General features: G+C 65.5%; 18 protein-coding genes. 12 read left to right on the top strand and 6 right to left on the bottom strand.

All coding sequences use genetic code 11. From position 1 onward, the window contains the following. The first annotated feature begins 170 nt into the window (after positions 1–170). Genes LG367_RS11300 through LG367_RS11290 form a run of 3 tightly spaced genes read left to right on the top strand, consistent with a single transcriptional unit; the run spans position 171 to position 3449 of the window. The gene (locus LG367_RS11300) at positions 171–860 is read left to right on the top strand and encodes a response regulator (RefSeq protein WP_226469357.1); all 690 of its coding nucleotides are present in this window, start codon (positions 171–173) and stop codon (positions 858–860) included. Further along, positions 853–2295, top strand: a complete 1443-nt coding sequence (locus tag LG367_RS11295) for a sensor histidine kinase (RefSeq protein ID WP_226469356.1) — start codon at positions 853–855, stop codon at positions 2293–2295. Before LG367_RS11300 ends, LG367_RS11295 begins: the two co-directional genes overlap by 8 nt. A 53-nt stretch (positions 2296–2348) precedes the next feature. Further along, positions 2349–3449, top strand: coding sequence for an ABC transporter substrate-binding protein (locus LG367_RS11290; RefSeq protein ID WP_226469355.1), 1101 nt, complete (start codon positions 2349–2351; stop codon positions 3447–3449). A gap of 7 nt (positions 3450–3456) precedes the next feature. Here LG367_RS11290 and LG367_RS11285 read toward each other — a convergent pair whose 3' ends face one another. Further along, positions 3457–4194 (bottom strand): transporter substrate-binding domain-containing protein, encoded by a 738-nt coding sequence (locus LG367_RS11285; protein WP_226469354.1) that lies wholly within the window; start codon positions 4192–4194, stop codon positions 3457–3459. Positions 4195–4295: 101 nt separating this feature from the next. Between LG367_RS11285 and prpF the strand changes: the two genes are divergently transcribed. Next, the gene (gene prpF, locus LG367_RS11280; RefSeq protein ID WP_226469353.1) at positions 4296–5447 is read left to right on the top strand and encodes a 2-methylaconitate cis-trans isomerase PrpF; all 1152 of its coding nucleotides are present in this window, start codon (positions 4296–4298) and stop codon (positions 5445–5447) included. Positions 5448–5468: 21 nt separating this feature from the next. On the opposite strand, the gene LG367_RS11275 is transcribed toward prpF, so the two are convergent. Beyond that, the gene (locus LG367_RS11275) at positions 5469–6320 is read right to left on the bottom strand and encodes a GntR family transcriptional regulator (RefSeq protein ID WP_226469352.1); all 852 of its coding nucleotides are present in this window, start codon (positions 6318–6320) and stop codon (positions 5469–5471) included. A 223-nt stretch (positions 6321–6543) separates the two neighbouring features. Between LG367_RS11275 and acnA the strand changes: the two genes are divergently transcribed. From acnA to LG367_RS11245, 6 genes are all read left to right on the top strand, one after another. Then, on the top strand, positions 6544–9171 hold the full coding sequence (gene acnA / locus LG367_RS11270) for an aconitate hydratase AcnA (RefSeq protein WP_226469351.1): 2628 nt from the start codon (positions 6544–6546) through the stop codon (positions 9169–9171). Between the two features lie 113 nt (positions 9172–9284). Continuing rightward, positions 9285–11609, top strand: a complete 2325-nt coding sequence (locus tag LG367_RS11265; RefSeq protein ID WP_226469350.1) for an NADP-dependent malic enzyme — start codon at positions 9285–9287, stop codon at positions 11607–11609. Between the two features lie 19 nt (positions 11610–11628). Next, positions 11629–12402: a class I SAM-dependent methyltransferase gene (locus tag LG367_RS11260; protein WP_226469349.1), complete on the top strand. Its 774-nt coding sequence runs from the start codon at positions 11629–11631 to the stop codon at positions 12400–12402. 137 nt (positions 12403–12539) lie between these two features. Beyond that, positions 12540–15230 (top strand): pyruvate dehydrogenase (acetyl-transferring), homodimeric type, encoded by a 2691-nt coding sequence (gene aceE, locus LG367_RS11255; protein WP_226469348.1) that lies wholly within the window; start codon positions 12540–12542, stop codon positions 15228–15230. 370 nt (positions 15231–15600) lie between these two features. After that, on the top strand, positions 15601–16479 hold the full coding sequence (locus LG367_RS11250; protein WP_226469347.1) for an enoyl-CoA hydratase/isomerase family protein: 879 nt from the start codon (positions 15601–15603) through the stop codon (positions 16477–16479). 216 nt (positions 16480–16695) lie between these two features. Beyond that, positions 16696–17445 (top strand): type II toxin-antitoxin system RelE/ParE family toxin, encoded by a 750-nt coding sequence (locus tag LG367_RS11245; protein ID WP_226469346.1) that lies wholly within the window; start codon positions 16696–16698, stop codon positions 17443–17445. A gap of 38 nt (positions 17446–17483) precedes the next feature. Here LG367_RS11245 and LG367_RS11240 read toward each other — a convergent pair whose 3' ends face one another. Together LG367_RS11240 and LG367_RS11235 are read right to left on the bottom strand one after the other, a co-directional pair. Then, positions 17484–19043 (bottom strand): MFS transporter, encoded by a 1560-nt coding sequence (locus LG367_RS11240; RefSeq protein WP_226469345.1) that lies wholly within the window; start codon positions 19041–19043, stop codon positions 17484–17486. After that, complete coding sequence (locus LG367_RS11235; protein ID WP_226469344.1) at positions 19036–19776, bottom strand: 3-oxoacyl-ACP reductase family protein; 741 nt, start codon at positions 19774–19776, stop codon at positions 19036–19038. Before LG367_RS11235 ends, LG367_RS11240 begins: the two co-directional genes overlap by 8 nt. A gap of 99 nt (positions 19777–19875) precedes the next feature. Between LG367_RS11235 and LG367_RS11230 the strand changes: the two genes are divergently transcribed. Then, entirely contained in the window at positions 19876–20487 is a 612-nt protein-coding gene (locus LG367_RS11230) for a TetR/AcrR family transcriptional regulator (RefSeq protein WP_226469343.1), read from the top strand. Positions 20488–20547: 60 nt separating this feature from the next. Here the strand turns inward: LG367_RS11230 and LG367_RS11225 are convergent, their stop codons facing one another. Both LG367_RS11225 and LG367_RS11220 read right to left on the bottom strand, forming a co-directional pair. After that, positions 20548–21213, bottom strand: coding sequence for a YceH family protein (locus LG367_RS11225; protein WP_226469342.1), 666 nt, complete (start codon positions 21211–21213; stop codon positions 20548–20550). Positions 21214–21248: 35 nt separating this feature from the next. Beyond that, complete coding sequence (locus tag LG367_RS11220; protein ID WP_425490958.1) at positions 21249–22121, bottom strand: LysR family transcriptional regulator; 873 nt, start codon at positions 22119–22121, stop codon at positions 21249–21251. A gap of 151 nt (positions 22122–22272) precedes the next feature. Here LG367_RS11220 and LG367_RS11215 point away from each other — a divergent pair, with 151 nt between their 5' ends. Continuing rightward, on the top strand, positions 22273–23274 hold the full coding sequence (locus LG367_RS11215) for an aldo/keto reductase (protein WP_226469588.1): 1002 nt from the start codon (positions 22273–22275) through the stop codon (positions 23272–23274). The last annotated feature ends 74 nt before the right edge of the window (positions 23275–23348 follow it).

The raw sequence follows: 23348 nt of genomic DNA, 5'->3' as shown, positions 1-23348 counted from the left end.
TGTCCTCCCATCGCGCACCGACGTGCGCTTATAGTTGCCGTGGCTTGATGGGCCGACGGCAACCCTCGCGTGCAGGCTAGGCGCGTGAAGCTGTCAAAGACCTGTCATCCCGGAAACTGGTCATTCGTTGAGAAGCGGCAAGCGCCGCGACGAGGAAGAAAGAGGCGACAGTGCGCATCCTGCTGGTCGAGGACAACGCGGATCTGGCGGACGCCATCATTCGGCGCATGCGCCGCAGCGGGCATGCTGTCGATTGGCAATCCGACGGTGTCAAGGCGGCGAGCGTGCTGAAGTACCAGGCCTTCGATCTGGTCGTGCTCGATATCGGGCTGCCACGTCTGAACGGCCTCAGCTTGCTGGCCGGTCTGCGTGAGCGCGGCGACGCCACGCCGGTGCTGATGCTCACCGCGCGCGACGGCATCGAGGATCGCGTCAACGCTCTCGACGTCGGCGCCGACGACTATCTCGGCAAGCCTTTCGATTTCCGCGAGTTCGAGGCACGCTGCCGCGTGCTGCTGCGGCGCAACCGCGGCCAGGCCGCGGGCGCCGTGCAGATCGGGACGTTCACGTTCGACAGTGCCGCGCACCGCGTCACCAGCGACGGCGAGACGATCGAACTGCCGAACCGCGAATTCCGTCTGCTCGAAATCCTCATCGGCAAGATCGGTCAGGTGGTGAGCAAGGACGAGATCGGCAACGGCCTGTTCGGTTTCGACGACGAAGCCGGGCCGAACGCGATCGAACTGTATGTCGGCCGTTTGCGCAAACGGCTCGCGGCCGCGCCCTTGCGCATCACGACGGTGCGCGGCGCGGGCTACATGATCGAGCCGATCGAACCGGTTGAGCATGGCGATGACTGAGGCGCGCCGCGAGGAAGCCGGCAAGCGCGGTTCGATCCGCCGCACGCTGCTGCTCTATCTCGGCACGTTGTCGCTGATCGGCGCGGTGCTGCTGTTTCTGGCCGCGCGCAGCTATGGGCGTGCCGCCGCCGATCGCTCCTACGATCATCTGCTGGTCGCCTCCGCGCTGTCGATCGCCGACAGCGTGGCCCTGGTCGACGGCCAATGGCAGGTCGATCTGCCTTATGCCGCGCTCGATGTGCTGGCGATGGCGCCCGAGGATCGGGTGTTCTATCGCGTGGCTACGGGCGAAGGCAGGGCCATCACCGGTTATGGAGACTTACCCGCACCGCCGTCGCCACCGCGCGACGGCAAGCCGAGCGTGTTCGACGCGACATATCGCGGCGAACGCACGCGTTTCGTCGCGGTCTCGCGCTGGATCGCCGGTCCCGTCGTGCAGGGCAGGGTGGTCGTGCAGGTGGGCCAGACGCGAATCGCGCGCGAGGCGCTCGCCGATGACGTCGTGTTGCGCGCGCTCGTCGCGATCGTGGTGTTGTCGCTGGCGGCGCTGGGGTTGGTGTGGATCGGTGTGCATCGCGCGCTGCGGCCGCTGCAGAAGCTCGAACGCGATCTGTCGCTGCGCGAACCGTCCGACCTCAAGCCGGTGACGGGCGCGGTGCCGCTCGAACTCGATCAGCTGGTCGGGGCGCTCAATCGTTTCATGGCGCGCTTGTCGGCGAGCAACGAAACGCTGCGCGCCTTCATGGCCGATGCCGCGCATCAGATGCGCACACCGCTGGCGGCATTGCGGGCGCAGGCCCAGCTCGCGCTCGACGAGGAGGATCCGGACGAGCAACGGCGCAGCCTGGTCACGATCGAGCGCAACGCCAGCCACATGAGCCGGCTGCTGAATCAGCTGCTCAGCGATGCGAGCGCGATCCATCGTTCCCAGCTGCAGCAATTCGAGACCGTCGATCTGGCCGAGTTGCTGCATCAGGCCTTGTACGAATCGATTCCGCAATCCGGGCCGCGCCCCGAGGTGCGCCTGGCCACGACCAGCGAGCCGGTGCTGATCCGCGGCGATGCGTTGCTGCTGCGCGAGGCGATCAAGAATCTGATCGACAACGCGCTCAAGCACGGAAAATCCGGGCGGGCCCGCGAGTCGTCGGATGGCTGGGATGAGGCCTTGCAGATCGCGTTGACCGTCACCGACGACGAGGCTGTCCCGATGGCCGTGTTGACGGTGGCCGACCACGGCCCCGGCATTGCGCCGGCCGATGCGGAAACCGTGTTCGAGCGCTTCGCGCGCGGGCGCGATGCCGCGGCTGGCGGCGCGGGGCTGGGGCTTGCGATCGTCAAGCGCATCGTCGACAGCCATGGCGGCCGCATCGATCTGTCCAATCGCGTCGATGGCGGCCTGATCGTGACATTGCGTTTCCCGAGGTTGCCGGCATGAGAAACGAGAAGCCAGTGGAAGGGAGCGTGGCTCGAGTGAAGGCGAGGCGCGCGATGGCATTCGTTTTCGTCCCGTTCCTCGTTTTCGTGCTTCTCGCCGGCGCCGTGCATGCCGCCGCCGGCGACATCCGCACATTCAAGGCACTGCAGGCGCGCACCGCGCAACTGCGCATCCACGGTTCGACCGACATCGAGAATTTCACCGCCGTCATCGCCGATTATCAGCGCCTGCATCCGGGCACCGAAATCGAGTACTCCGATCTCGTCGCCCGCGATATCTATGATCGGCACGTCGCCGCCAGCGCGCGCAAGGACGCTGTGGCCGATCTGCTCATCAGCAGTGGCATGGATCTGCAGTTCAAGCTCGCCAACGACGGCTATGCGCTCTCGCATCATTCGCCGGCGACCACTCAGCTGCCAGCTTGGTCGCAGTGGCGTTCCGAGGTGTTCGGCATCAGCTACGAGCCCGTCGTCATCGTCTACAACAAGCGTCTGCTTCCGGCTGCGCGGGTACCGCGCACGCGCCGGCAACTGCTGGCGCTGCTGCGCGATCCGGCGGCGAAACTAGCCGGGCGCGTCGGTATCTTCGATGCCGCGCGCAGCAGCGTCGGCTATCTGCTCGCCACCCAGGACCATCAGCTTGGCAGCATGGCCGGCGCGCTGCAGGCCGCGTTCGGCGACGATCGGGTCGTGCTGGAGGACCGCGTCGGCCCGCTGCTGGACCGCGTCGCTCGCGGCGAACTCGTGCTGGCCTACAACATGCTCGGCTCATACGCGCAGGCGCGCATCGACGGTGGTGCGCCGCTGGGCATCGTGATGCCCGAGGATTACACCCTGGTCGTGCTGCGCACCGCGCTGATTCCGCGCGCGGCGCCGAACGCCGCCGAGGCGGGACGTTTCCTCGATTACCTGATCTCGCCGCGCGGCCAGGCCATGCTCGGACGTCAGGTGGGGCTGCAGCCGGTCATGCCCGCGGGCGTCGGTGCGCCGCTCTCCCCGCACGCACGCGAGGGCATGCGCGTGCGCTCGCTGCGCCCGATCCCGCTCGGGCCGGGGCTGCTGGTGTACCTGGATGCGTTGAAGCGGCGCCAGTTCCTCGAGGCTTGGCGCAGCACGGTGCAACCGAAGCAGAAGGCCGCCGATCAGGCGCCCTGACGGCATTTCATCGCAATGGCGGCACCACGGTCACGGCGGTTTCGCCGCTGCGCTCGAGCGCGGCGCGGACGAACGCCGTGGATTTGATGTCCTCGATCATGTGGTGAAGCAGGCGCGCGGCGTCGTCGGAGCGGTTCGCGGGAATGGCGACGGCCTGGCGGATGGTGGTGAAGTCTCCTTCCAGCACCCGGTAGCCGGGATGTTCCGCCGTCCAGCGCAGCAGCGGCTGTCGCACGCCGGCAGCCGCATCCAATGCGTTCTCGACAAACAGATCGATGGCCGCGGCGGAGGTTTCGGCACGCTCCAGCCTGGCATGCTTGAGTTCGCGACTGAGGTGGAGATCGTAGGCGGCGCCGCGGCCCACCGCGATCCGCACGCCGTCCGTGTCGACATCCTCCACGTGCTGGAACCGGCTTTCGTGTCTGACGAGATAGGTACCCTTGATTTCCGCATAGGGTTCGGTGAAGCGGATGCCTTCGGCGCGGACCGGGTCGATGGCGAGGAAGCCGATGTCGCAGTCGCCTCTTCCGAGGGCGGCGAATACCTTGCCGGCGGCATCGTAGGTCTCGTAGCGATAGGGCACGCCGAGACGGCTGGCGATCTCTTCGGCCAGTTCCGCGCTGATGCCGGTGGGCGTGCCATGCGTCGGGTGCGGCTTGGCGAGGACCGGGTTGCCGTAATTGATGGCCACTCTGAGCACGCTGGTTGGGGCCAGATCGGTCAGGATCTTCGGAAGGATGTGCATGGCGTGCGCGAAGCAGGGGGCGGTATGGATTCGGAGCGTGAGACCATGCCCATTATTGCATTTTATGTATAATTAGTGCAATTAATGTCGTGGAGAGCCAGATGCCGCAGCGTCCGATTCCCGCAACCTACATGCGCGGCGGAACCAGCAAGGGCGTGTTCTTCGTGCCATCCGATCTTCCGGCCGACGCGGCGGAACGCGATGCGGTGCTGTTGCGCGTCACCGGCAGCCCGGATCCTTATGGCCAGCAGATCGACGGCATGGGTGGCGCGACATCCAGCACGAGCAAGGTGGTGCTGGTCAGCCGCAGTACGCGGCCGGATTGCGATGTCGATTACCTGTTCGGTGCCGTCGCGGTGCGGGAGGCGACGATCGACTGGAGCGGTAACTGCGGCAATCTGACTTCGGCCGTCGCGCCCTTCGCGATCCAGCGAGGCTTGATCGACGTTCCGAAGAACGGTACGGCCCGTGTCGTCATCTGGCAGGCCAACATCGGGAAGAAGATCATCGCGCACGTTCCCATGGCTGACGGAGAGGTCGTGGAGACCGGAGACTATCTGCTCGATGGCGTGACATTTCCCGCCGCCGAGATTCTTCTGGAATTCATGGATCCAGGCGCCGACGAAGAGGATGGGTCGATGTTTCCCGGCGGCGCGCCGATCACCGTGCTCGAAGTGCCGGGTATCGGCCAAGTAGAGGCGACGCTGATCAACGCGGGCAATCCGCATGTCTTCGTGGATGCCGCGGTGCTGGGGCTTGCGGGCACCGAACTGCAGGCGAATGTGAACGGCGATCAGGCGTTGCTCGACAAGGCCGAGACGATTCGCGCGCACGGCGCCGTGGCGATGGGATTGGCGCGTAGCGCCGAGGAGGCCATGCGCACCCGACCGCACACGCCGAAGCTCGCCTTCTTCGCGCCGCCGGCCGAGTACAAGGCTTCAAGCGGCAAGCAGATCCTGTCCTCCGAAATCGACATGCTCGCGCGCATCTTCTCGATGGGCAGGCTGCACCATGCCATGACCGGCACCGGTGCCGTCGCGATCGCTTCGGCGGCCGCGGTTCCGGGGACGGTGGTCAGCCGGCTTCTCGGCAAGACAGTGTCGTGCGTGCGACTCGGCCATCCTTCCGGAATGTTGGAGGTTGGCGCGCAGGCCATCGAGCAAGACGGCGCCTGGCGCATCACGCAGGTGGCCGTGAGCCGGTCAGCCCGCAGATTGATGGAAGGCGTGGTCCTGGTGCCCGATCGTCTGTAGCGATCGAGTGGTGGATGCCGCTCAGCCCAGCGTCGCGGCGACTTCGCGCACCTTGTCGCGGCGGGCGTCCTCGAGATGCTCGCGCATCCGCGTCGCGGCACCGATGGCATCTCCGGCCTCGATCGCTTTGAGGATCTTGAGGTGCTGGGCGGCATGCTTGCTGCGTGCGGGCCGGTCGCTGGTCATTCCGTATTCGATCAGGCGACGCAGCGAATCGACGCGTTCCAACGATTGCAGGATGAACCGGTTGCCCGACCAGGCCGCCAGGGTTTCGTGAAAGCGGCGATTGGCTTCGAACAGCTCGATCGGCGTCATCTCGGCATAGCCGCCGTTGACGATGTATTCCTGCTCCTTGCGCAGATCGGCCAGTGCTTCGGGATCGGGACGGAACCACGGGCTGAGCAGGCTCATCGGCTCGATCGTCGCGCGGAAGACGTAGCTTTCCTCGTAGGCGGAGGCCGAATCGATCATCGGTTGGAAGGTCCAGCCATGACCAAGGCGGCGTCCTATCCAGCCTTCGCCGGAGGCGCGGGCCAGGACGCGGCGAATCTCGTGACGCGTGGCGCCATAGCGGCGCATGAGTTCGGTTTCGCTGATGCTGTCCGGCAATGCGCGTTCGCGCCGATCGTGCGCGATCTGTAGATACAGCGGGTCGCCGGACACTTCGGACAATTCGCGTGCCAGCGCTGCCAGTTCCGTCTGGGTTGCCGAAAGGGTGAAGCCGACATTGGCATCGTGCGAAGCGAGGCCGCGCCGCACCAGATAGTTGAGCGCGGCATTCACCGGAGAGCGCGAGACGCCGATGCGCTCGGCAAGCGCGCTGCCGATGAGCTTGGTGCCGGCATCGAGGCGTTCGGTGCGGGCGATCGACACGATCCGCCCCACTACTTCGGATTGCACCGAACTCAAGGCGCCGGCCGACGCAGGCGCGGATGCCTGGCGGGCGGGCTTACGTTTTTTGGCGACGGCGGACACGGCGATGTGTCTGGACGGGCGAAAGGGAGGCTGAAGCATAGCCGATACGGTGATTCGGCCGTTCCGGTCTTTAATGTATTATTGTATACAATAGTGCAATATAGATTTCATGGGCTTTCGTATGCCGACCCCCGACGATCTTCAACCCCGGCCACTTCCCGGCACGAACCTGAGGTATTTCTCGGTCCGTGGTGCGGTGGGCGATGCCGCCTTTTCCCGCCTGAACTACAGCCAGCGCGTGTTCGCCGAAAACCTGCTGCGCCGGGCGAAAACGCCGGAGCAGGCGCGTGAGTGGCTCCGTATCGTCCTGGCGCGTCGCGGGGAGAAAGAATTCCCGTTCCATCCCGAGCGTGTCGTCCTGCAAGACCTGACGGGGACGCCCGCGCTGGTGGATCTGGCGGGCCTGCGCAATGCGGTGGCTGCCGCGGGCGGGGACCCGACGACGGTCAATCCGCTGGTGCGCACGCAGCTGGTCGTCGACCACTCCATGAATGTCATGGTTTCCGGCACGCGAGCCGATGCAATGACGGCCAACATGGCGCAGGAGCAGGCGATCAACGCCGAGCGTTTCGAATTCCTGGCCTGGTGCAAGCACGCCTTTTCCAACCTCGACGTGTTGATGCCCGGCAACGGCATCCTCCATCAGATCAATCTCGAACGGCTTTCGCCGGTCATCCAGCAGGAAAATGGCGTGGCGTTTCCGGATACCCTCGTCGGCACCGACAGCCACACGACGATGATCAACGGGCTGGGTGTGCTGGGATGGGGCGTGGGCGGCATCGAAGCCGAATCGGTCATGCTCGGCCGCGCGATCTGGATGCGCCTGCCCGAGATCGTGGAAGTCCGGCTGACGGGCCGGCCCAATCGCGGTGTCGTCGCCACCGACATCGTGCTGGCGTTGACCGAATTCCTGCGGAAGGCGAAGGTCGTCGCGTCCATCGTCGAATTCACCGGCGATGGTTGCTCGGCGCTTTCGCTGGGCGATCGGGCGACCATCGCCAACATGGGGCCGGAGTTCGGCGTCACCGCGGCGATGTTCTCCATCGACGGGCAGACGCTGGATTACATGCGCACCACCGGGCGTTCGGAGGAATTGATCCGCCTGACGGAAATCTACGCGCGCGAGCAGGGGCTTTGGGGCGATCTCGGTGGGAAGGTCGAATACGACCGCACGCTCGCTTTCGATCTTTCGTCGGTCGGTCGGTCCATGGCGGGGCCGTACTCGCCGCATCAGCTGGTGCCGGTCGACAAACTGATCGAGCGCGGTGTGGCGAAACCGGAGACGCCACCGTTCGAACAGGCCAACGGTAGCGACGTCACGATCGAGGATGGGCACGTCGTCCTCGCCGCCATCACCAGCTGCACGAACACCGCCAATGCGCGCGCGATGATGGCCGCGGGCCTGCTCGCGCGGGCGGCGGTCGCGCGCGGGCTCGCGCGACGCCCGTGGGTGAAGACATCGCTTGCACCGGGCTCGCGCGTGGTCGAGAGATATCTGGAGGATGCCGGATTGCTCGAACCCTTGGCCCAACTCGGATTCGGCATCGTCGGATTCGCCTGCACGTCCTGCAACGGCATGTCCGGCCCCTTGTCGCCGGACATCGTTGCCCAGATCAAGGAAAACAATCTCGTCACCGCGGCCGTGCTGTCGGGGAATCGCAACTTCAAAGGCCGCGTGCATCCGTACGTCAAGGAAGCCTTCCTCGCGGCGCCCGCGTTGGTCGTCGCCTATGCCGTCGCCGGCACCACGCGGCTGGATGTCGAGCATGACGTCATCGCCCACGACGCCGACGGCATTCCGGTGAGGCTGGCCGATCTGTGGCCTTCGGAGGAGGCGATCGATGCGGCGCTCGCCCGGCATGTGCATGCCGACCAGTTCCTTTCGGTTTACGGGTCGATGTTCCCGGCCGGACTCGATGACGACGACGAACAGGTCCCCGTCCTGTTCCCCTGGCGCGAGGACAGCACGTACATCTGCCTCCCGCCTTACTGGGATGCCGCGCTGCTGCTGCCGGCGACATTCCAGGGCATGCGCCCCCTGGCGCTGCTCGGGGACAACATCACCACCGACGACCTGTCTCCCTCCGGCGCGATCCTTCCCGAAAGCGCCGCCGGCGAATACCTGCTGTCGAAGGGCGTCAAGGTCGAGGACTTCAATTCCTACGGCACGCGCCGGGGCCATCATGCGGTGGCCGTGCGCGCGACGCTGGCGAACAACCAGCTCCGCAACGAGATGGCCGGCGGACGGGACGGCGCATTGGCGCGACTGGAACCGGACGGTGAGGTCATGCGTCTCTACGACGCCGCGGAGACCTATCTCGGGCGGGGGCAGGAACTGGTGATCATCGCCGGCAACAATTACGGCTCGGGGTCTTCGCGCGACTGGGCGGCCAAGGGCGTTCGCCTGTTGGGCGTGCGCGCCGTCATCTGTGAGAGTTTCGAGCGCATTCATCGCAGCAATCTCGTTGGCATGGGTGTCCTGCCGCTGGAATTCGAGTCCGGCGTCACGCGGCATACGCTCGGTCTGGATGGAACCGAACGTTTCACACTCCTGGATTGGCATGACCTTCCGGAACCCGGGGCGGTACTGTGCCTCGAAATCCTTCGCGCCGATGGCCGGGCACAGATAATCGGTGTGATTTGCAGGATTCAGACGCAGGAAGAGGCACGCGTCTTCGCCGCCGGCGGACTGTTGCCGCAGATGAAGAACGACATGGTGCGCTGCAATGCGGCCGAAGCGGAGACATGACGGAAACGTGAGGCGGATGCGCCTGCAAGGGCGCGCAACGATGCTGGCCCGGCAGGCGTTGCCTTAGACTACGGTCCCGTCTTCGCTCCGCGGTCCCCCGCCGCCTTCTCCGAATGTCCGACGACCACGACCTGAAAACCGCCGCGCTCGACTATCACCGACTCAGTCCGCCCGGCAAGATCAGGGTCGCCCCCACCAAACCGATGGTGACGCAGCGCGATCTGGCCCTGGCCTATTCGCCGGGCGTCGCCTACGCCTGCGAGGCGATCGCCGCCGATCCCAACCAGGCCAGCACGCTGACCGCGCGCGGCAACCTGGTCGCGGTGATCAGCAACGGCACCGCGGTGCTCGGGCTCGGCGACATCGGCCCGCTCGCCGGCAAGCCGGTGATGGAAGGCAAGGGCGTGCTGTTCCAGAAGTTCGCCGGCATCGACGTGTTCGATATCGAGGTCGACGAGCGCGATCCCGACAAGCTGGTCGACATCATCGCCTCGCTCGAACCGACCTTCGGCGGCATCAATCTCGAGGACATCAAGGCGCCGGAATGCTTCATCGTCGAGCGCAAGCTGCGCGAGCGCATGAACATTCCGGTGTTCCACGACGATCAGCACGGCACCGCGATCATCGTCGGCGCGGCCGTGCTCAACGCGCTGGAAGTCGCCGGCAAGAAGATCGAGGACGTGAAGCTGGCCACTTCCGGTGCCGGCGCCGCCGGCATCGCCTGCCTCGACATGCTGGTCGCGCTGGGCATGAAGCCGGAGAACATCCTGGCGGTGGATCGCGACGGCGTGCTCTACACCGGTCGCGATCACATGGACCCGGACAAGCAGCGCTACGCGCGCGATACCGACAAGCGCACGCTGGCGGAGATCATGATTGGCGCCGACGTGTTCCTCGGCCTGTCGGCGGGCGGCGTGCTCAAGCCGGAAATGGTCGCGACGATGGCCGACAAGCCGATCATCCTCGCGCTCGCCAATCCCTATCCGGAAATCTTGCCGGAGGAGGCGAAGCGGGTGCGCCCGGACTGCATCGTCGCCACCGGCCGTTCGGACTATCCGAACCAGGTCAACAACGCGCTGTGCTTCCCGTACATCTTCCGTGGCGCGCTCGATGTCGGCGCCACCGAGATCAACGAAGCGATGAAGCTGGCCTGCGTGCGCGCCATCGCCAAGCTGGCGCGCATGGAATCCTCCGATCTCGGCAGTGCCTACGGCGGCGAGGTGCCGACCTTCGGTCCCGACTACATCATTCCGCGCCCGTTCGATCCGCGCCTGCTGATCGTGCTCGCGCCCGCGGTGGCGAAGGCGGCGATGGATTCCGGCATCGCGTTGCGCCCGATCGAGGACATGCCGGCGTATCTCGAGAAGCTGGGTCAGTTCATCTACCGCACCGGCCTGATCATGAAGCCGGTCTACGACCGCGCGCGTTCCGACAAGCAGCGCGTGGTCTACGCCGAAGGCGAGGAAGAAACCGTGCTGCGCGCGGTGCAGACGGTGGTCGACGAGCAGCTCGCCTATCCGATCCTGATCGGCCGTCCCGATGTGATCGAGACGCGCATCCAGCGCCTCGGCCTGCGCCTGCGCGCGGGCGTCGACTTCGAGTTGACCAACATCAACGACGATCCGCGCTTCAACGAATACTGGCAGTACTACCACGCGCTCACCGAGCGTCGCGGTGTCACGCCGGCCGCGGCCAAGAATCTGATGCGCTCGCGTCCGACCCTGATTGCCGCAGTGATGCTGCAGCGCGGCGAAGCCGATGCCCTCATCAGTGGCCTGGTCGGCCGCTTCCACAAGAAGCTCGGCTACGTGCGCAGCGTGATTCCGCTCGATCCCGGCGTGCAGAGCACCTCGGCGATGACCGGTGTGATCAATCAGCACGGCGCCTGGTTCTTCCTCGACACCCACGTGCAGGTCGATCCCACCGCCGAGCAGATCGCCGAGGCGACGCTGCAGGCCAGCTATCGCCTGAAACTGTTCGGCATCGAGCCGAAGGTGGCGCTGCTGTCGCATTCCAACTTCGGCAGCCACGACAACCCGAGCGCGGCCAAGATGCGGCGCGTGCGCGAAATCCTCAATCGGCGCATGCCGCGTCTGGAAGTGGACGGCGAAATGCAGGGCGACACCGCGTGGGACGAAACCCTGCGCCAGCGTATGTTCCCCAACACCACGCTGTCCGGCCGCGCCAATCTGTTCGTGATGCCCAATCTCGATGCCGCCAACATCACTTACAACATGGTGCGGGTGATGACCGATGGCGTGGCGATCGGGCCGATCCTGATGGGCATTTCCAGTCCGGCACACATCCTCACGCCAGCTTCGACGGTGCGGCGTGTGGTCAACATGACCGCGATCGCGGCCGTCGAGGCGCAAATCCGAAAGCTGCAGCGCGAGGCCAGCGAGACCACCGGACGCGTGATGCGCGACGAGATGACCTGAAACCACTGCGGGAGTGGGCGTGCCGGATTCCAACAAAACGCATGAGATCGCCAGCGAACGGGCGCGCAATTTCCGCGACCGCTTCGACGACAGGCAGTTCGCCACGACCTACCGGAACATTCCGATCTTCGCGGCACCGGGCCTGCACGAACTGGCTTTCGAACGCCTGACTGCTACGTTGCCGCCATCCGATGCGGTGCAGGTCCTGGAGCTGGGCGCCGGCGGCGGCGCGATGAGCCTGCGTCTGGCCGATCACGGCTATCGGGTGACGGCGAGCGATCTGTTCGCGAACAGTTTCACGCCGCGCGAGCAAATTCCCTTCGTCGAGCTGGATCTGAACCAGGATTTCGCGGCGCGACTGACGCAGCGTTTCTCGGCGGTAATCGCGCTGGAACTGGTGGAGCATCTGGAAAACCCGCACCACTTCTTCCGGCAATGCCGCCAACTGCTCGAACCGGGTGGCTATCTGCTGATCTCGACGCCAAACCTCGCCAATCCGGTCTCGCAGGCCATGTTCCTGCAGCAGGGCGTGTTCCAGTGGTTCCGAGACACGGATTATCGCGAGGAGGGCCACATCATGCCGCTGGCGCCGGTGGTGCTGCGGCGTTGCTGGCGGGAAGCCGGTTTCGAGGATCGCTGGGAAGGCAGCGTGAGCGATCCGATGCGCATGTTGCATCGTCGCCGCGACCGCAAGTTCCGCTGGCTGGTCAAATCGCTCGCCGCCTTTTCCGGAACGCCGGAAGCGCTCAGAGGCGAGGTCTATCTCGCGCTGCTTCAGGCCGGGCGGGACTGAACCGCGATCACATCGCCGCGGGACGGAACACAGCGTCGAACCAGACGCCCGTATGGCGGGCCAGCCACCCCTGTTAGAATCGGTGCTCTAAATAACGACCCTGGAATGCGGCCGCAGGCCGCGGCGGAGCCTCCCCCATGAATTGGCTGGAACAGATGCTGCAGAACGATCCCGACCCGACCGAGTCGCGGGAGTGGATCGAATCGATCAAGGCCGTCATCGACGCCGATGGCCCCGAACGCGCGCATCAGCTGCTGGAAGGCATGGTGGAACTCACCCGCCGCGCCGGCGCACACCTGCCGTTCGCGCCCACCACCGAGTACATCAACACCATCCCCGCGCACCTGGAACCGAGGATGCCGGGCGATGCGACGATGGAGTGGCGCATCCGTTCGATCATCCGCTGGAACGCGATGGCGATGGTGGTACGCGCCAATCGCAAGCCCGGCGATCTCGGCGGCCACATCGCCAGCTTCGCTTCCAGCGCGACGCTTTACGACGTCGGCTTCAATCATTTCTGGCGCGCACCGAGCGATTCGCATCCGGGCGATCTGCTTTACGTGCAGGGCCACAGCTCGCCGGGCATCTATTCCCGCGCCTTCCTCGAAGGCCGTCTGAGCGAATCGCAGCTTGACCATTTCCGCATGGAAGTCGACGGCCGCGGTGTCAGCTCGTATCCGCATCCCTGGCTGATGCCCGAGTTCTGGCAGACGCCGACCGTGAGCATGGGCCTCGGCCCGATCGCCGCGATCTATCAGGCGCGCAACTGGAAATACCTGGAAGCGCGCGGCCTGATGCCCAAGAGCGACCGCAAGGTGTGGTGCTTCCTCGGCGACGGCGAAACCGACGAGCCCGAATCGCTCGGCGCGATCTCGGTCGCCGGTCGCGAAGGCCTCGACAATCTCGTCTTCGTCGTCAACTGCAATCTGCAGCGTCTCGACGGCCCGGTGCGCGGCAACGGCAAGATCATCCAGGAACTGGAGGGCCAGTTCCGCGGCGCCGGCTGGAACGTGGTGAAGACCGTCTGGGGCAGCTACTGGGATCCGCTGCTGGCGAAAGACAGCCAGGGCATCCTCAAGAAGCTGATGATGGAAACCGTCGACGGCGAATACCAGAACTGCAAGGCCTTCGGCGGCGCGTACACGCGCGAGCATTTCTTCGGCAAGTATCCGGAAACGCTCGCCATGGTCGCCAATCTCAGCGACGATGACATCTGGCGTCTCAACCGCGGCGGCCACGATCCGCACAAGGTCTACGCCGCCTACCAGAACGCGGTCGAGACCAAGGGCCAGCCGACCGTGATCCTCGCCAAGACGGTGAAGGGCTACGGCATGGGCGCGGCGGGCGAGGCGCTCAATCCCACGCATCAGACCAAGAAGCTCGACGACGAGGCGGTGCGCGCGTTCCGCGACCGCTTCAACATTCCGGTGACCGACGCGCAGCTCGGCGATCATCAGGTGCCGTTCTATCATCCGGGCGAGAAGTCGCCGGAAGTCGAATACCTGCTCGAGCGCCGCCGCGCGCTCGGCGGCTTCCTGCCGCAGCGTCGCCGCAAGAGCACGCAGACCTTCACCGCGCCGAAGATCGAATCCTTCGAACGCCTGCTCAAGAGCACCGGCGATCGCGAGATCAGTACCACGATGGCGTTCGTGCAGAGCCTGGCGATCATCCTGCGCGACAAGCAGATCGGCCCGCGCGTGGTGCCGATCGTCGCCGACGAGGCGCGCACCTTCGGCATGGAAGGTCTGTTCCGCCAGCTCGGCATCTACGCGCCGCAAGGGCAGAAGTACAAGCCGGTCGACGCCGACCAGCTGATGTTCTACCGCGAGGACGCCGCCGGACAGGTGCTGGAAGAAGGCATCTCCGAAGCGGGCGCGTTCTCCTCGTGGATGGCGGCGGCCACCAGCTACAGCACCAACGACCTGCCGCTGCTGCCGTTCTACATCTACTACTCGATGTTCGGCTTCCAGCGTATCGGCGACAGCGCCTGGCAGGCGGCCGACATGCGCGCGCGCGGCTTCCTGCTCGGTGGCACCGCCGGCCGCACCACGCTCAACGGTGAAGGCCTGCAGCACGAGGACGGTCATTCGCACCTGCTCGCGGGCGCGATCCCGAACTGCCGCGCCTACGATCCCACCTTCGCCGGCGAGGTCGCGGTGATCCTGCAGCACGGCATGCACCGCATGCTCGACGAACAGCAGGACGAGTACTACTACCTCACCCTGATGAACGAGAACTACCCGCACCCGGACCTGCCGGAAGGCGCGGCCGAGGGCGTCATCAAGGGCATGTATCTGCTGAAGGACGCCGGCAAGCCGAAGAAGGGCGAACTGCGCGTGCAACTGCTCGGCAGCGGCACCATCCTGCGCGAAGCCATCGCCGCGGCCGAACTGCTCGACAAGGATTTCGGCGTCAGCGCCGACATCTGGTCCTGCCCGAGCTTCACCGAACTGCGTCGCGACGGTTTCGACGCCGAACGCTGGAACCGCCTGAATCCGGAAGCCAAGACGCCGCGCAAGGCCTACGTCACCGAACTGCTGGAACCACGCCAGGGCCCGGTGATCGCCGCCACCGACTACGTGCGCGCCTACGCTGATCAGATCCGCGCCTTCGTCCCGCAACGCTACACCGTGCTTGGCACCGACGGCTTCGGCCGCAGCGACACGCGTGCCAACCTGCGCCGTCACTTCGAGGTCGACCGCAATTACATCGCCCATGCTGCGATCGCAGCACTGGCGGCGGAAGGCAAGATGACGGCCAAGGATGTGGCGCGGGCGATCAAGCAGTACAAGATCGACGGCGAGAAGCCGAATCCGGTCGGGGTGTAGCGCGGGCGATCGAAAATCCTCCGTGCAGAGATTTCGATCTCCTCGCCAATCATCAGTTCAAAGGACCGACGCTCGCGCGTCGGTTTTTTTGTCATGGCTTCCCAGTCAGGGTTGGTGCAGCGACCTGGAACGCCAGCAATCCATGACATCCCACCATTCGTTATCTCGCCGTGAGTTTTGAAAACGGATTCGCAAGAATCGCATGACATCGAAAACATGAAAGAGCGCAACGGTTTGTTCGACGCCGATCCCGTCATGGTTATGCAAGAATGCCTTCGGCTTCGTGGTGAAAGGATTGCGACAAGATCCTTCGCGATGCCATCGTGGATCGTAGAAACATGCCCTGGAGCGGGAAAGCCTCGGGCTGAGTATGCGGCGTTACTTCAAGCCAACTTGCGAGCTTGTCCCGTCCATGACCACCACTTTCCAGCAGCTGAAGATCATCCGCCATAGTGCGGCCTATTGGCGCGTTTCTTTCGACAACCCGCCAATCAACATGCTCGATGCGCGTACGGTGCAAGAGCTGGTGCAGCTCCTGGAACTCTTGGAGACCGATCAGTATTTGCGCGTGGTTGTCTTCGATAGCACGAACCTGGAGTTCTTCATCGCCCATTTCGACACCGGGACCGAAATGGAGACCATCCTGACGCCGCTGCCGAACGGATTGTTTCCGTGGGTCGATTTCGTGGATCGCTTCGCGAAACTTCCGGTGGTCACCGTGGCGGCGATCAGAGGGCGCGCACGCGGTGTCGGAAGCGAATTCGCCCTGGCCTGCGACATCCGGTTCGGCAGCCTGGAGAAAGCGATCCTGGCCCACTTCGAAGTAGGTGCCGGTGCGATCCCGGGTGGTGGCGCGCTGGAACGGCTGCCGCGTCTGGTCGGTCGCAGTCGCACGCTCGAAATCATTCTGGGCGCGGAAGATTTCGACGCGGTGACCGCGGAGAGATACGGCTGGATCAATCGGGCCATCCCGGATGCCGAGTTTGAAAACTTCGTGGATGCGTACGCGCGCCGGATCGCCTCATTCGACAAGCAGGCCTTGGCGGAAGCCAAGCGTCTCATCAATGCCCGCAGCAATGAGCCTCCCGCGGCACTGATCAACGATGCCCACAGCACCTTCCTCGACTCACTCACCTGGCCTGGCACGTCGAAGCGCGTGCCGAAACTGATGGCGCTCGGATCCGGCCAGCGGAGCGATCTCGAGTTGAATTTCAGCCGTCACGTGGGCTATCTCGATATCGATGGATAGCTTTCTCGATCTGGTGAGCGAAAACGGGGTGGCTTAACCCAACTTTGCTTGGGCCGCTCCCGAATCGGGCGACCGCAGGCCGGCGCGTTACGATGGCGCACCCCACGTCGTCCTCCGTAGAACCCGCATGCCATCCCGCGACTCCGAAGCACTTCCGGCGACATGAGCCAGGCGTCGCGCCGAACGGGCTCCGGTGCTCAGGACCGGAGCGAGCGCTTGCGTTCCCGGGTCGCCGTGTTCGTGACGGCGCTGCTGCATCTGTTGTTGGTGTTGCTGGTGATGTGGATGCCTCCGATCACCGTGACAACGCAAGGCGGCGATGCCGGCGGCAGCCTGGAGGTGACGTTCATCGACGAGTCGCTGCGGCCCCCGCCGCCCGTGCATCCGCCGGCTGCCCGCACGGCTCCGCCGCGCAAGCACGTCAAGACCACTCCCAAAGCCAGCCGTATCCGGACGACGCTGGTCATGCAGTCCGAAGATCCCGTGCCGGCCGACACGCCCGAGCCGCCGAAAGAGCAGGAGGCGCCCGTCGCCCCGGACGAAACGACCCCGCAACCGCCCCATGTGTGGGGACAGCCGCCGGGCATGCTTCCGCAGGACGTCGCACGCGCGAACCTGGGGCCGGCCCGTGGCGCCGCCAGCGCTCACGGCCAAGGGGCTGCTTCCTCCGGAGCCAGCATGGAGGTGGACGGCTACCAGGTGTATTACGACCTCGTCCGCGAAAACCGCCTGCGTACATGGCGTGACCAGGGCATGACCGAAGTGTTTCTTCCCTTGCCGGGCACGCGGCGGCTGATGGTCTGCCCGTTGGAGCTCGTGCTGCGGCGCGACTCCGGCGAGTGTCGCATGGTCGAGCCGGATGCACCGGAATTGAAGACCATCGGTGACGCACGCGACGTCATCGACATGCAGCGTGTGTACAAGTTGGGCGAAATGCTCTGGCGCGGGCCGGGACCGTATCGCTGAGACACGGCTTCTTTTTTGCGATCGAACCCGAGGGACCTTCAGGAATTGCAGGCCAGTGCGCGCTCGATGGCCGGTTCTTTCGAGAAGCGAGGACGCAACAGCACGAATGCCGTCACACCCGACAGCAGCGTCAATCCGGCCAACGCGAGCAGCAGATGGGAGAACGCCGCTGCGTGCGCCTGTACCAGAACATCGTGTCCGGCGCCGGGCAGCGATCGTGAGGCGCGCGCGAGATCGCCGGCGGCAAGATAGCGCGCCGCATCGGCCTGCGTCGTCGCCACGAACCGATGCGCCAGTTGCGCATGCACGAGCGTGAGCAGCACCGCGCCGGCCGCCGCCAGGATGATCGCCTCGCCGGCGACGCGCGTGGTGGTGAAGATGCCCGTCGCCATCCCCGCGCGCTCCTTCGGCACCACGCTGACCGACAGGCTGTCCATCAATCCCCAGGGCAAACCGCTGCCGATGCCGATCACGACCAGCGGCCAAGCCAGCGTCCATGCCGACGCGCCGGGCGCGACGCGGCTCAGCCAGACCAGGCCGATCGCGGCGATCAGCAAACCGATGCCGGACAACGTCGCAGCGGACATCCAGCGCGTGAGCAACGCGCCGACGAAAGGTATGACCAGCATCGGCGCCGACAATGGAATCATCATCAAGCCGGCCGCGACTTCACCGCGGCCTTCAATACCGACGAAGCGGATCGGCAGCTGGATCAGCAGCACGACGTAGCAGAACGCGGTCGCCAGCGGCAGCGCCTGCACGCCGATGAAGCGGGGATAGCGGAACAGCGAAAGATCGAGCATCGGCCGGCGCACGCGGCGTTCCACCGCGATGAACGCAATCAGCGCGACGATGGCCGTCGTCAGCAGGCCGAGCACGACACCGCTGCCCCAGCCGTATTGCGGCGCTTCGACCACGGCGAAGGTCAGCGAGGCGAGCGCGATGGTGAACGTGATCGTGCCCGGCCAATCGAGCCCGCGTGCATCGGGATCGCGTGACTCGCGCATGCGCGGTACGCCGAACACCAGTGCGAGCAGCGCGATCAGCCCGCCGCTGAAAAACACGGCACGCCAGCCGAAATGCGCGACGAGCGATGCCGACAGCAACGGCCCGAACGCCAAGCCGAGTCCGAACGTGGTGCCGAGCAGGCTGTAGGCGCGCGTGCGCGCATGGCCTTCGAATTCCTGCGCGAGCGAGGCCGCGCCGGCCGAGAGCGTCAACGCCGCCGCGATGCCTTGCGCGGCACGCAGGAGGTCGAGCCAGAGCACGTTCGGCGCGAAACCGAGCGCGAAGGAGATCGATGCGAATGCCACCAGACCGATCGTGAACAGGCGCTTGCGTCCGTACAGATCGGCCAACGTGCCGGCGGCCATCACCACGCCGCCGAACGCGAGCATGAAGCCGTTGACGATCCAGGCCAGCATGGCCGGATCGCCGCCGAGATCGCGTGCGATCGCGGCCAGCGCGACCGGCGGCCCCGTGAAGGCGAGCGGCATGCCGAGACCGGCAAGACAGACCGCGCCGAGCACGAGCAGCTTGTCGACGCGCGTATGCGTTTGCACACCCGGTACGACAGATGGTGGTGATGCGTCAGGCATTGATGCCTCCATCGACCGCGAACGAGGCACCGTTCGCGTAACGGCCTTCCTCGCTGGCGATCCAGGCGACCAGACTGGCGATGTTGACGCCCTCGCCGTAGCGCGGGATCGCCATCTGGCCGCGCAGGAGATCGGCGCGCGCGCCGTCGGCGGGATTCATGTCGGTGTCGGTCGGTCCCGGATGCACCAGGTTCACGGTGATGCCGTTCGCGCCGAGATCGCGCGCGAAGCCTTGGGTCAGGCCGGTCAACGCGGATTTGCTCGCCGCGTACACGGCGATGCCCGGCCGGCCGGTGCGCTGGGCGAGGCAGCTGCCGATGTTGACGATGCGGCCACCATCGCCCATGTGACGCGCGGCCGCTTGCGTGGCGACGAAGACGGCGCGCAGGTTGACCGCCATCGTGCGATCGAAATCCTCCAGCGCGAAATCGGCGACCTGCCCGGCGATCAGGACGCCGGCGTTGTTGACCAGGATGTCGAGGCGGCTGAATTCCGCCGCGATCCGGTCGATGCCCTCGCGTAGCGCCGTCGCATCGCCGCTGTCGATCCGGTAGGCGCGGGCGCGCCGGCCGAGCGCCTCGATCTCGGCGACGACGGCCGCCGCCTTGTCTTCCGAACTCGTGTAGGTGATCGCGACGTCCGCGCCGTCCTGTGCCAGCCGCAATGCGATCGCCGCGCCGATGCCGCGCGAAGCGCCGGTGATCAGTGCCGTCTTGCCTTTCAATGTGCTCATGGGGATATTTATGTATTGATCGATACACAATTAGAGCGTGCTTGACTCCGGCCGTCAACGGCCTTATGTATCGATTGTTAAATAAATGAGGTAATCCCGATGGCCGGACGCGGCCGCCCCCGCCAATTCGATCGCGACCTGGCCCTGCGCCAGGCGATGGACGTGTTCCGGCAGCGCGGCTACGACGGAGCCTCGCTCGGCGAGCTGACCGAGGCGATGGGGATCAACCCGCCGAGCCTGTATGCGGCGTTCGGCTGCAAGGAGGCGCTGTTCCGGGAAGCGCTGGAACTCTATGTCTCGACGGAAGGCTCCACCACCGCGCGTGCCCTGAGCGAGCTCGCGACCGCGCGCGCCGCGATCGAGGCGATGCTGCACAACGCCGCCAAGAACTTCACTTCGCATCAGCCGGGCCGCGGTTGCCTGGTCGTGCTCGGGGCGCCGCACCGGACGGCCGAGAATGGCGAAATCTTCGACGATCTGGTCGATCGCCGCGAAAGGACGCAGAAACAGATCCGCGATCGCCTCAAGCGCGGCATCGCCGACGGCGATGTGCCGAAAGGAGCCGATGTCGCGGCGATCGCGGCGTACTACGCCACCGTACTCAACGGACTGTCGCTACAGGTGCGCGATGGTGCGCCGCGCAAGCGGCTGCTTGCCGTGGTCGATTGCGCGATGGCGAGTTGGGACACCCTGGTGGGTGCGAAGCACTAGCAGGCGTGCTGCTCTCGCGGGAGCGTTTGAGGCAGGCCGTGGAAACAGCGCCGGGTATCGTCAGCCAAGCCGGCTGCGCAATTCATCCAGTTGCGACTGAAGCGACGCAACGGTGCTTTCGAGCGCATCGATGCGTGCCTCCAGGCCCGTGCGCTCGCGAGGTGGCGCGGACTTCACGGCGGTTGCGTAGTCCTCGGCCGAGACCGGCCCGCAAAGCAGATGCATGTAGCGATCCTCGCGCTGCCCGGCCGCACGTCCGAGATTGACTGCGAATGCCGGCGTGCGCTGGATCAATCGTTCCAGGATGTCGCGCACCTCGTCCTGGTTCTGGAATTTGGCGAGACGCTCGCAGCGTGTGAACAGTTCGCTGATCGTCTGCGGGCCGCGCAACAGCATCACGCTGAGCAGGGCCTGCTGCTGTGTCGTCACGGAATAGGCCTGGGCAAAGCGGTGTTCGTAACGTTCGGCCCGCGCGCCGTGCTCGGAGCGGATCAGGCGCTTGCCTTCCATCTCGCGCAGGGCATGGGCCACCGTGCCCGGTTCCAATTCCATCACCGGGTCGCGATTGTTCTTCTGATTGCAGGCAAGCTGCACGCTGTTGGCCGTGAGCGGATAGTTCTCCGGCGTGGTGGCTTCCTTTTCGATCAGGCAGCCGAGGATGCGGGCTTCGATGGCGGACAGCGGTTCGAGGCCATCGGTTTGGGGTGCTGGAGCGTCGGTTGTCATGCGGTAACAGTAGCAGACCGTCTTATTCCGATTGCTTATTCCGATTGCGCGCGAATGAAATCGACGAATGCCCGTAAGGGTGCCGGCATCTGTCGTCGGCTGGGGTAATAGAGCGATGGCCCGGAAAACGGCGGGCACCAGTCGGCGAGCACGGCTTCAAGCTGGCCCGCTTCGAGCGCGGGACGCAGGAAGTCCTCGAAGCTGGCGATGAGGCCGAGGCCGTCGATGGCCGCATGCAATCCGATCTCGAAGGTCGAGGTGATGACGCGACCGGCGGGTGGAACGCGGATGATCTGTCCGTCGCGTTCGAGCTCCCAGGAAGGGGTCAGGCCGCTGGCGAAACGATATCCGATGCAATGTGCAGGATCGAGATCGCGCGGATGCTGCGGGCGGCCGTGCGCTGCGAACCATGCCGGTGCGCCGGCAACGACAAAGCGCTGGGTACGCGGCCCGATTGGCACCGCGATCATATCGCCTTGCAGGCGTTCTTCGTAGCGGATGCCAGCGTCGAAGCCTGCGGCGAGCACGTCGATGAAAGTGTCTTCGGCGACCACTTCCGCGCGGATGCGCGGATACGCCTGCAGGAAGCGCGACAACAACGGCGGCAGGATCTGTTGCGCGGCAATCGACGGCACGTTGAGGCGCAGCATGCCGGCGGGCGAATCGTCGGTGGCGTGCACGACATCGAGCGCGGAGGCGACGTCGGCGAGTGCGGGACCTAGACGTTCGAGCAGACGTGTGCCGGCTTCGGTCGGGGTGACGCTGCGCGTGCTGCGATTGAGCAGCCGCACGCCCAGACGTGCTTCGAGCCGGCGAACGGCATCGCTCAGGGATGAGGCAGAAACGCCTCGGACATAGGCAGCGCCACGGAAACTGCGCGCTCGGGCGACTGCGGCGAAGGCGTCCAGATCAGCAAGTTGCGGGGCGGACATTGTTCGAAAATCCGTACGGACTGTTCGATGTTGCCCGGATTCTCGCACGATGGCCCTGCCCCTAGGCTAGTCCCGTGCCGATTCGGCCCGTTTCCCTACTTCGGAGTTCGCCATGACCACCCCCGCCATTCACCTCCGTCCACTCGGGACCACTGGTCCGCGCGTTTCCGCGCTCGGCCTTGGCTGCATGGGCATGTCTGGCATGTACGGCCCGGCCGACCGAGCCGAAAGCATCGCCACGATTCACGCCGCGCTCGATGCCGGCATCAACCTGCTCGACACCGGCGATTTCTACGGCATGGGCCACAACGAACTGCTGATCGGCGAAGCGCTGAAAGGGCGCAATCGCGACGAGGTGCTGCTGAGCGTGAAGTTCGGCGCGATGCGTGATCCGGCCGGTGGCTGGTCCGGTTACGACGCGCGTCCCGCCGCGGTGAAGAATTTCCTCGCCTACACCTTGCAGCGCCTGGGCGTGGAGTACATCGACATCTATCGGCCGGCGCGCCTGGATCCCAGCGTGCCGATCGAGGACACCATTGGCGCCATCGCCGATCTGGTGCGTGCCGGTTACGTGCGCCACATCGGCTTGTCGGAAGTCGGTGCCGAAACGATCCGCCGTGCCGCCGCCGTGCATCCGATCAGCGATCTGCAGATCGAGTATTCGCTGATCTCGCGCGGCATCGAGGACGGCATCCTGCCGGCGTGCCGCGAACTCGGCATCGGCGTCACCGCCTACGGCGTGCTCTCGCGCGGCCTGATCAGCGGACACTGGCAGCAAGGCAATGCGGGGCAGGGTGATTTACGCAGTGCTTTGCCGCGTTTCCAGGCCGGCAATCTCGAACACAATTTCGGGCTGGTCGAAGCTTTGCGCACGATCGCGCAGGCACGTGGCGTCAGCGTCGCACAGATCGCGATCGCGTGGGTCGCTGCGCAGGGCGAGGACATCGTGCCCCTGGTCGGCGCGCGCCGCCGCGACCGTCTGGCCGAAGCACTCGGTGCCCTGGACTTCACGTTAGACGAAGAGGCTCTGCGGGTTATCGAGAGTACCGTCCCCAGGAACGCCGCCGCCGGCGAACGTTTGCCGGTCGCCTATATGGATCATCTGGACAGCGAGCAATCGCACGCCTGAGCCGTCCGTCCGGCGGCAGTTGTGAGCCCGCCGGGATAGGCGCAAGCTCCCCACGCTTTCACTGACGCAAGGGG

It is taken from the genome of Luteimonas panaciterrae (genome assembly GCF_020511115.1).
Lineage (GTDB): Bacteria > Pseudomonadota > Gammaproteobacteria > Xanthomonadales > Xanthomonadaceae > Luteimonas > Luteimonas panaciterrae.
The sequence above is the reverse complement of the archived record's forward strand: the minus strand, read 5'-3'. Positions and strand labels throughout refer to the sequence as shown.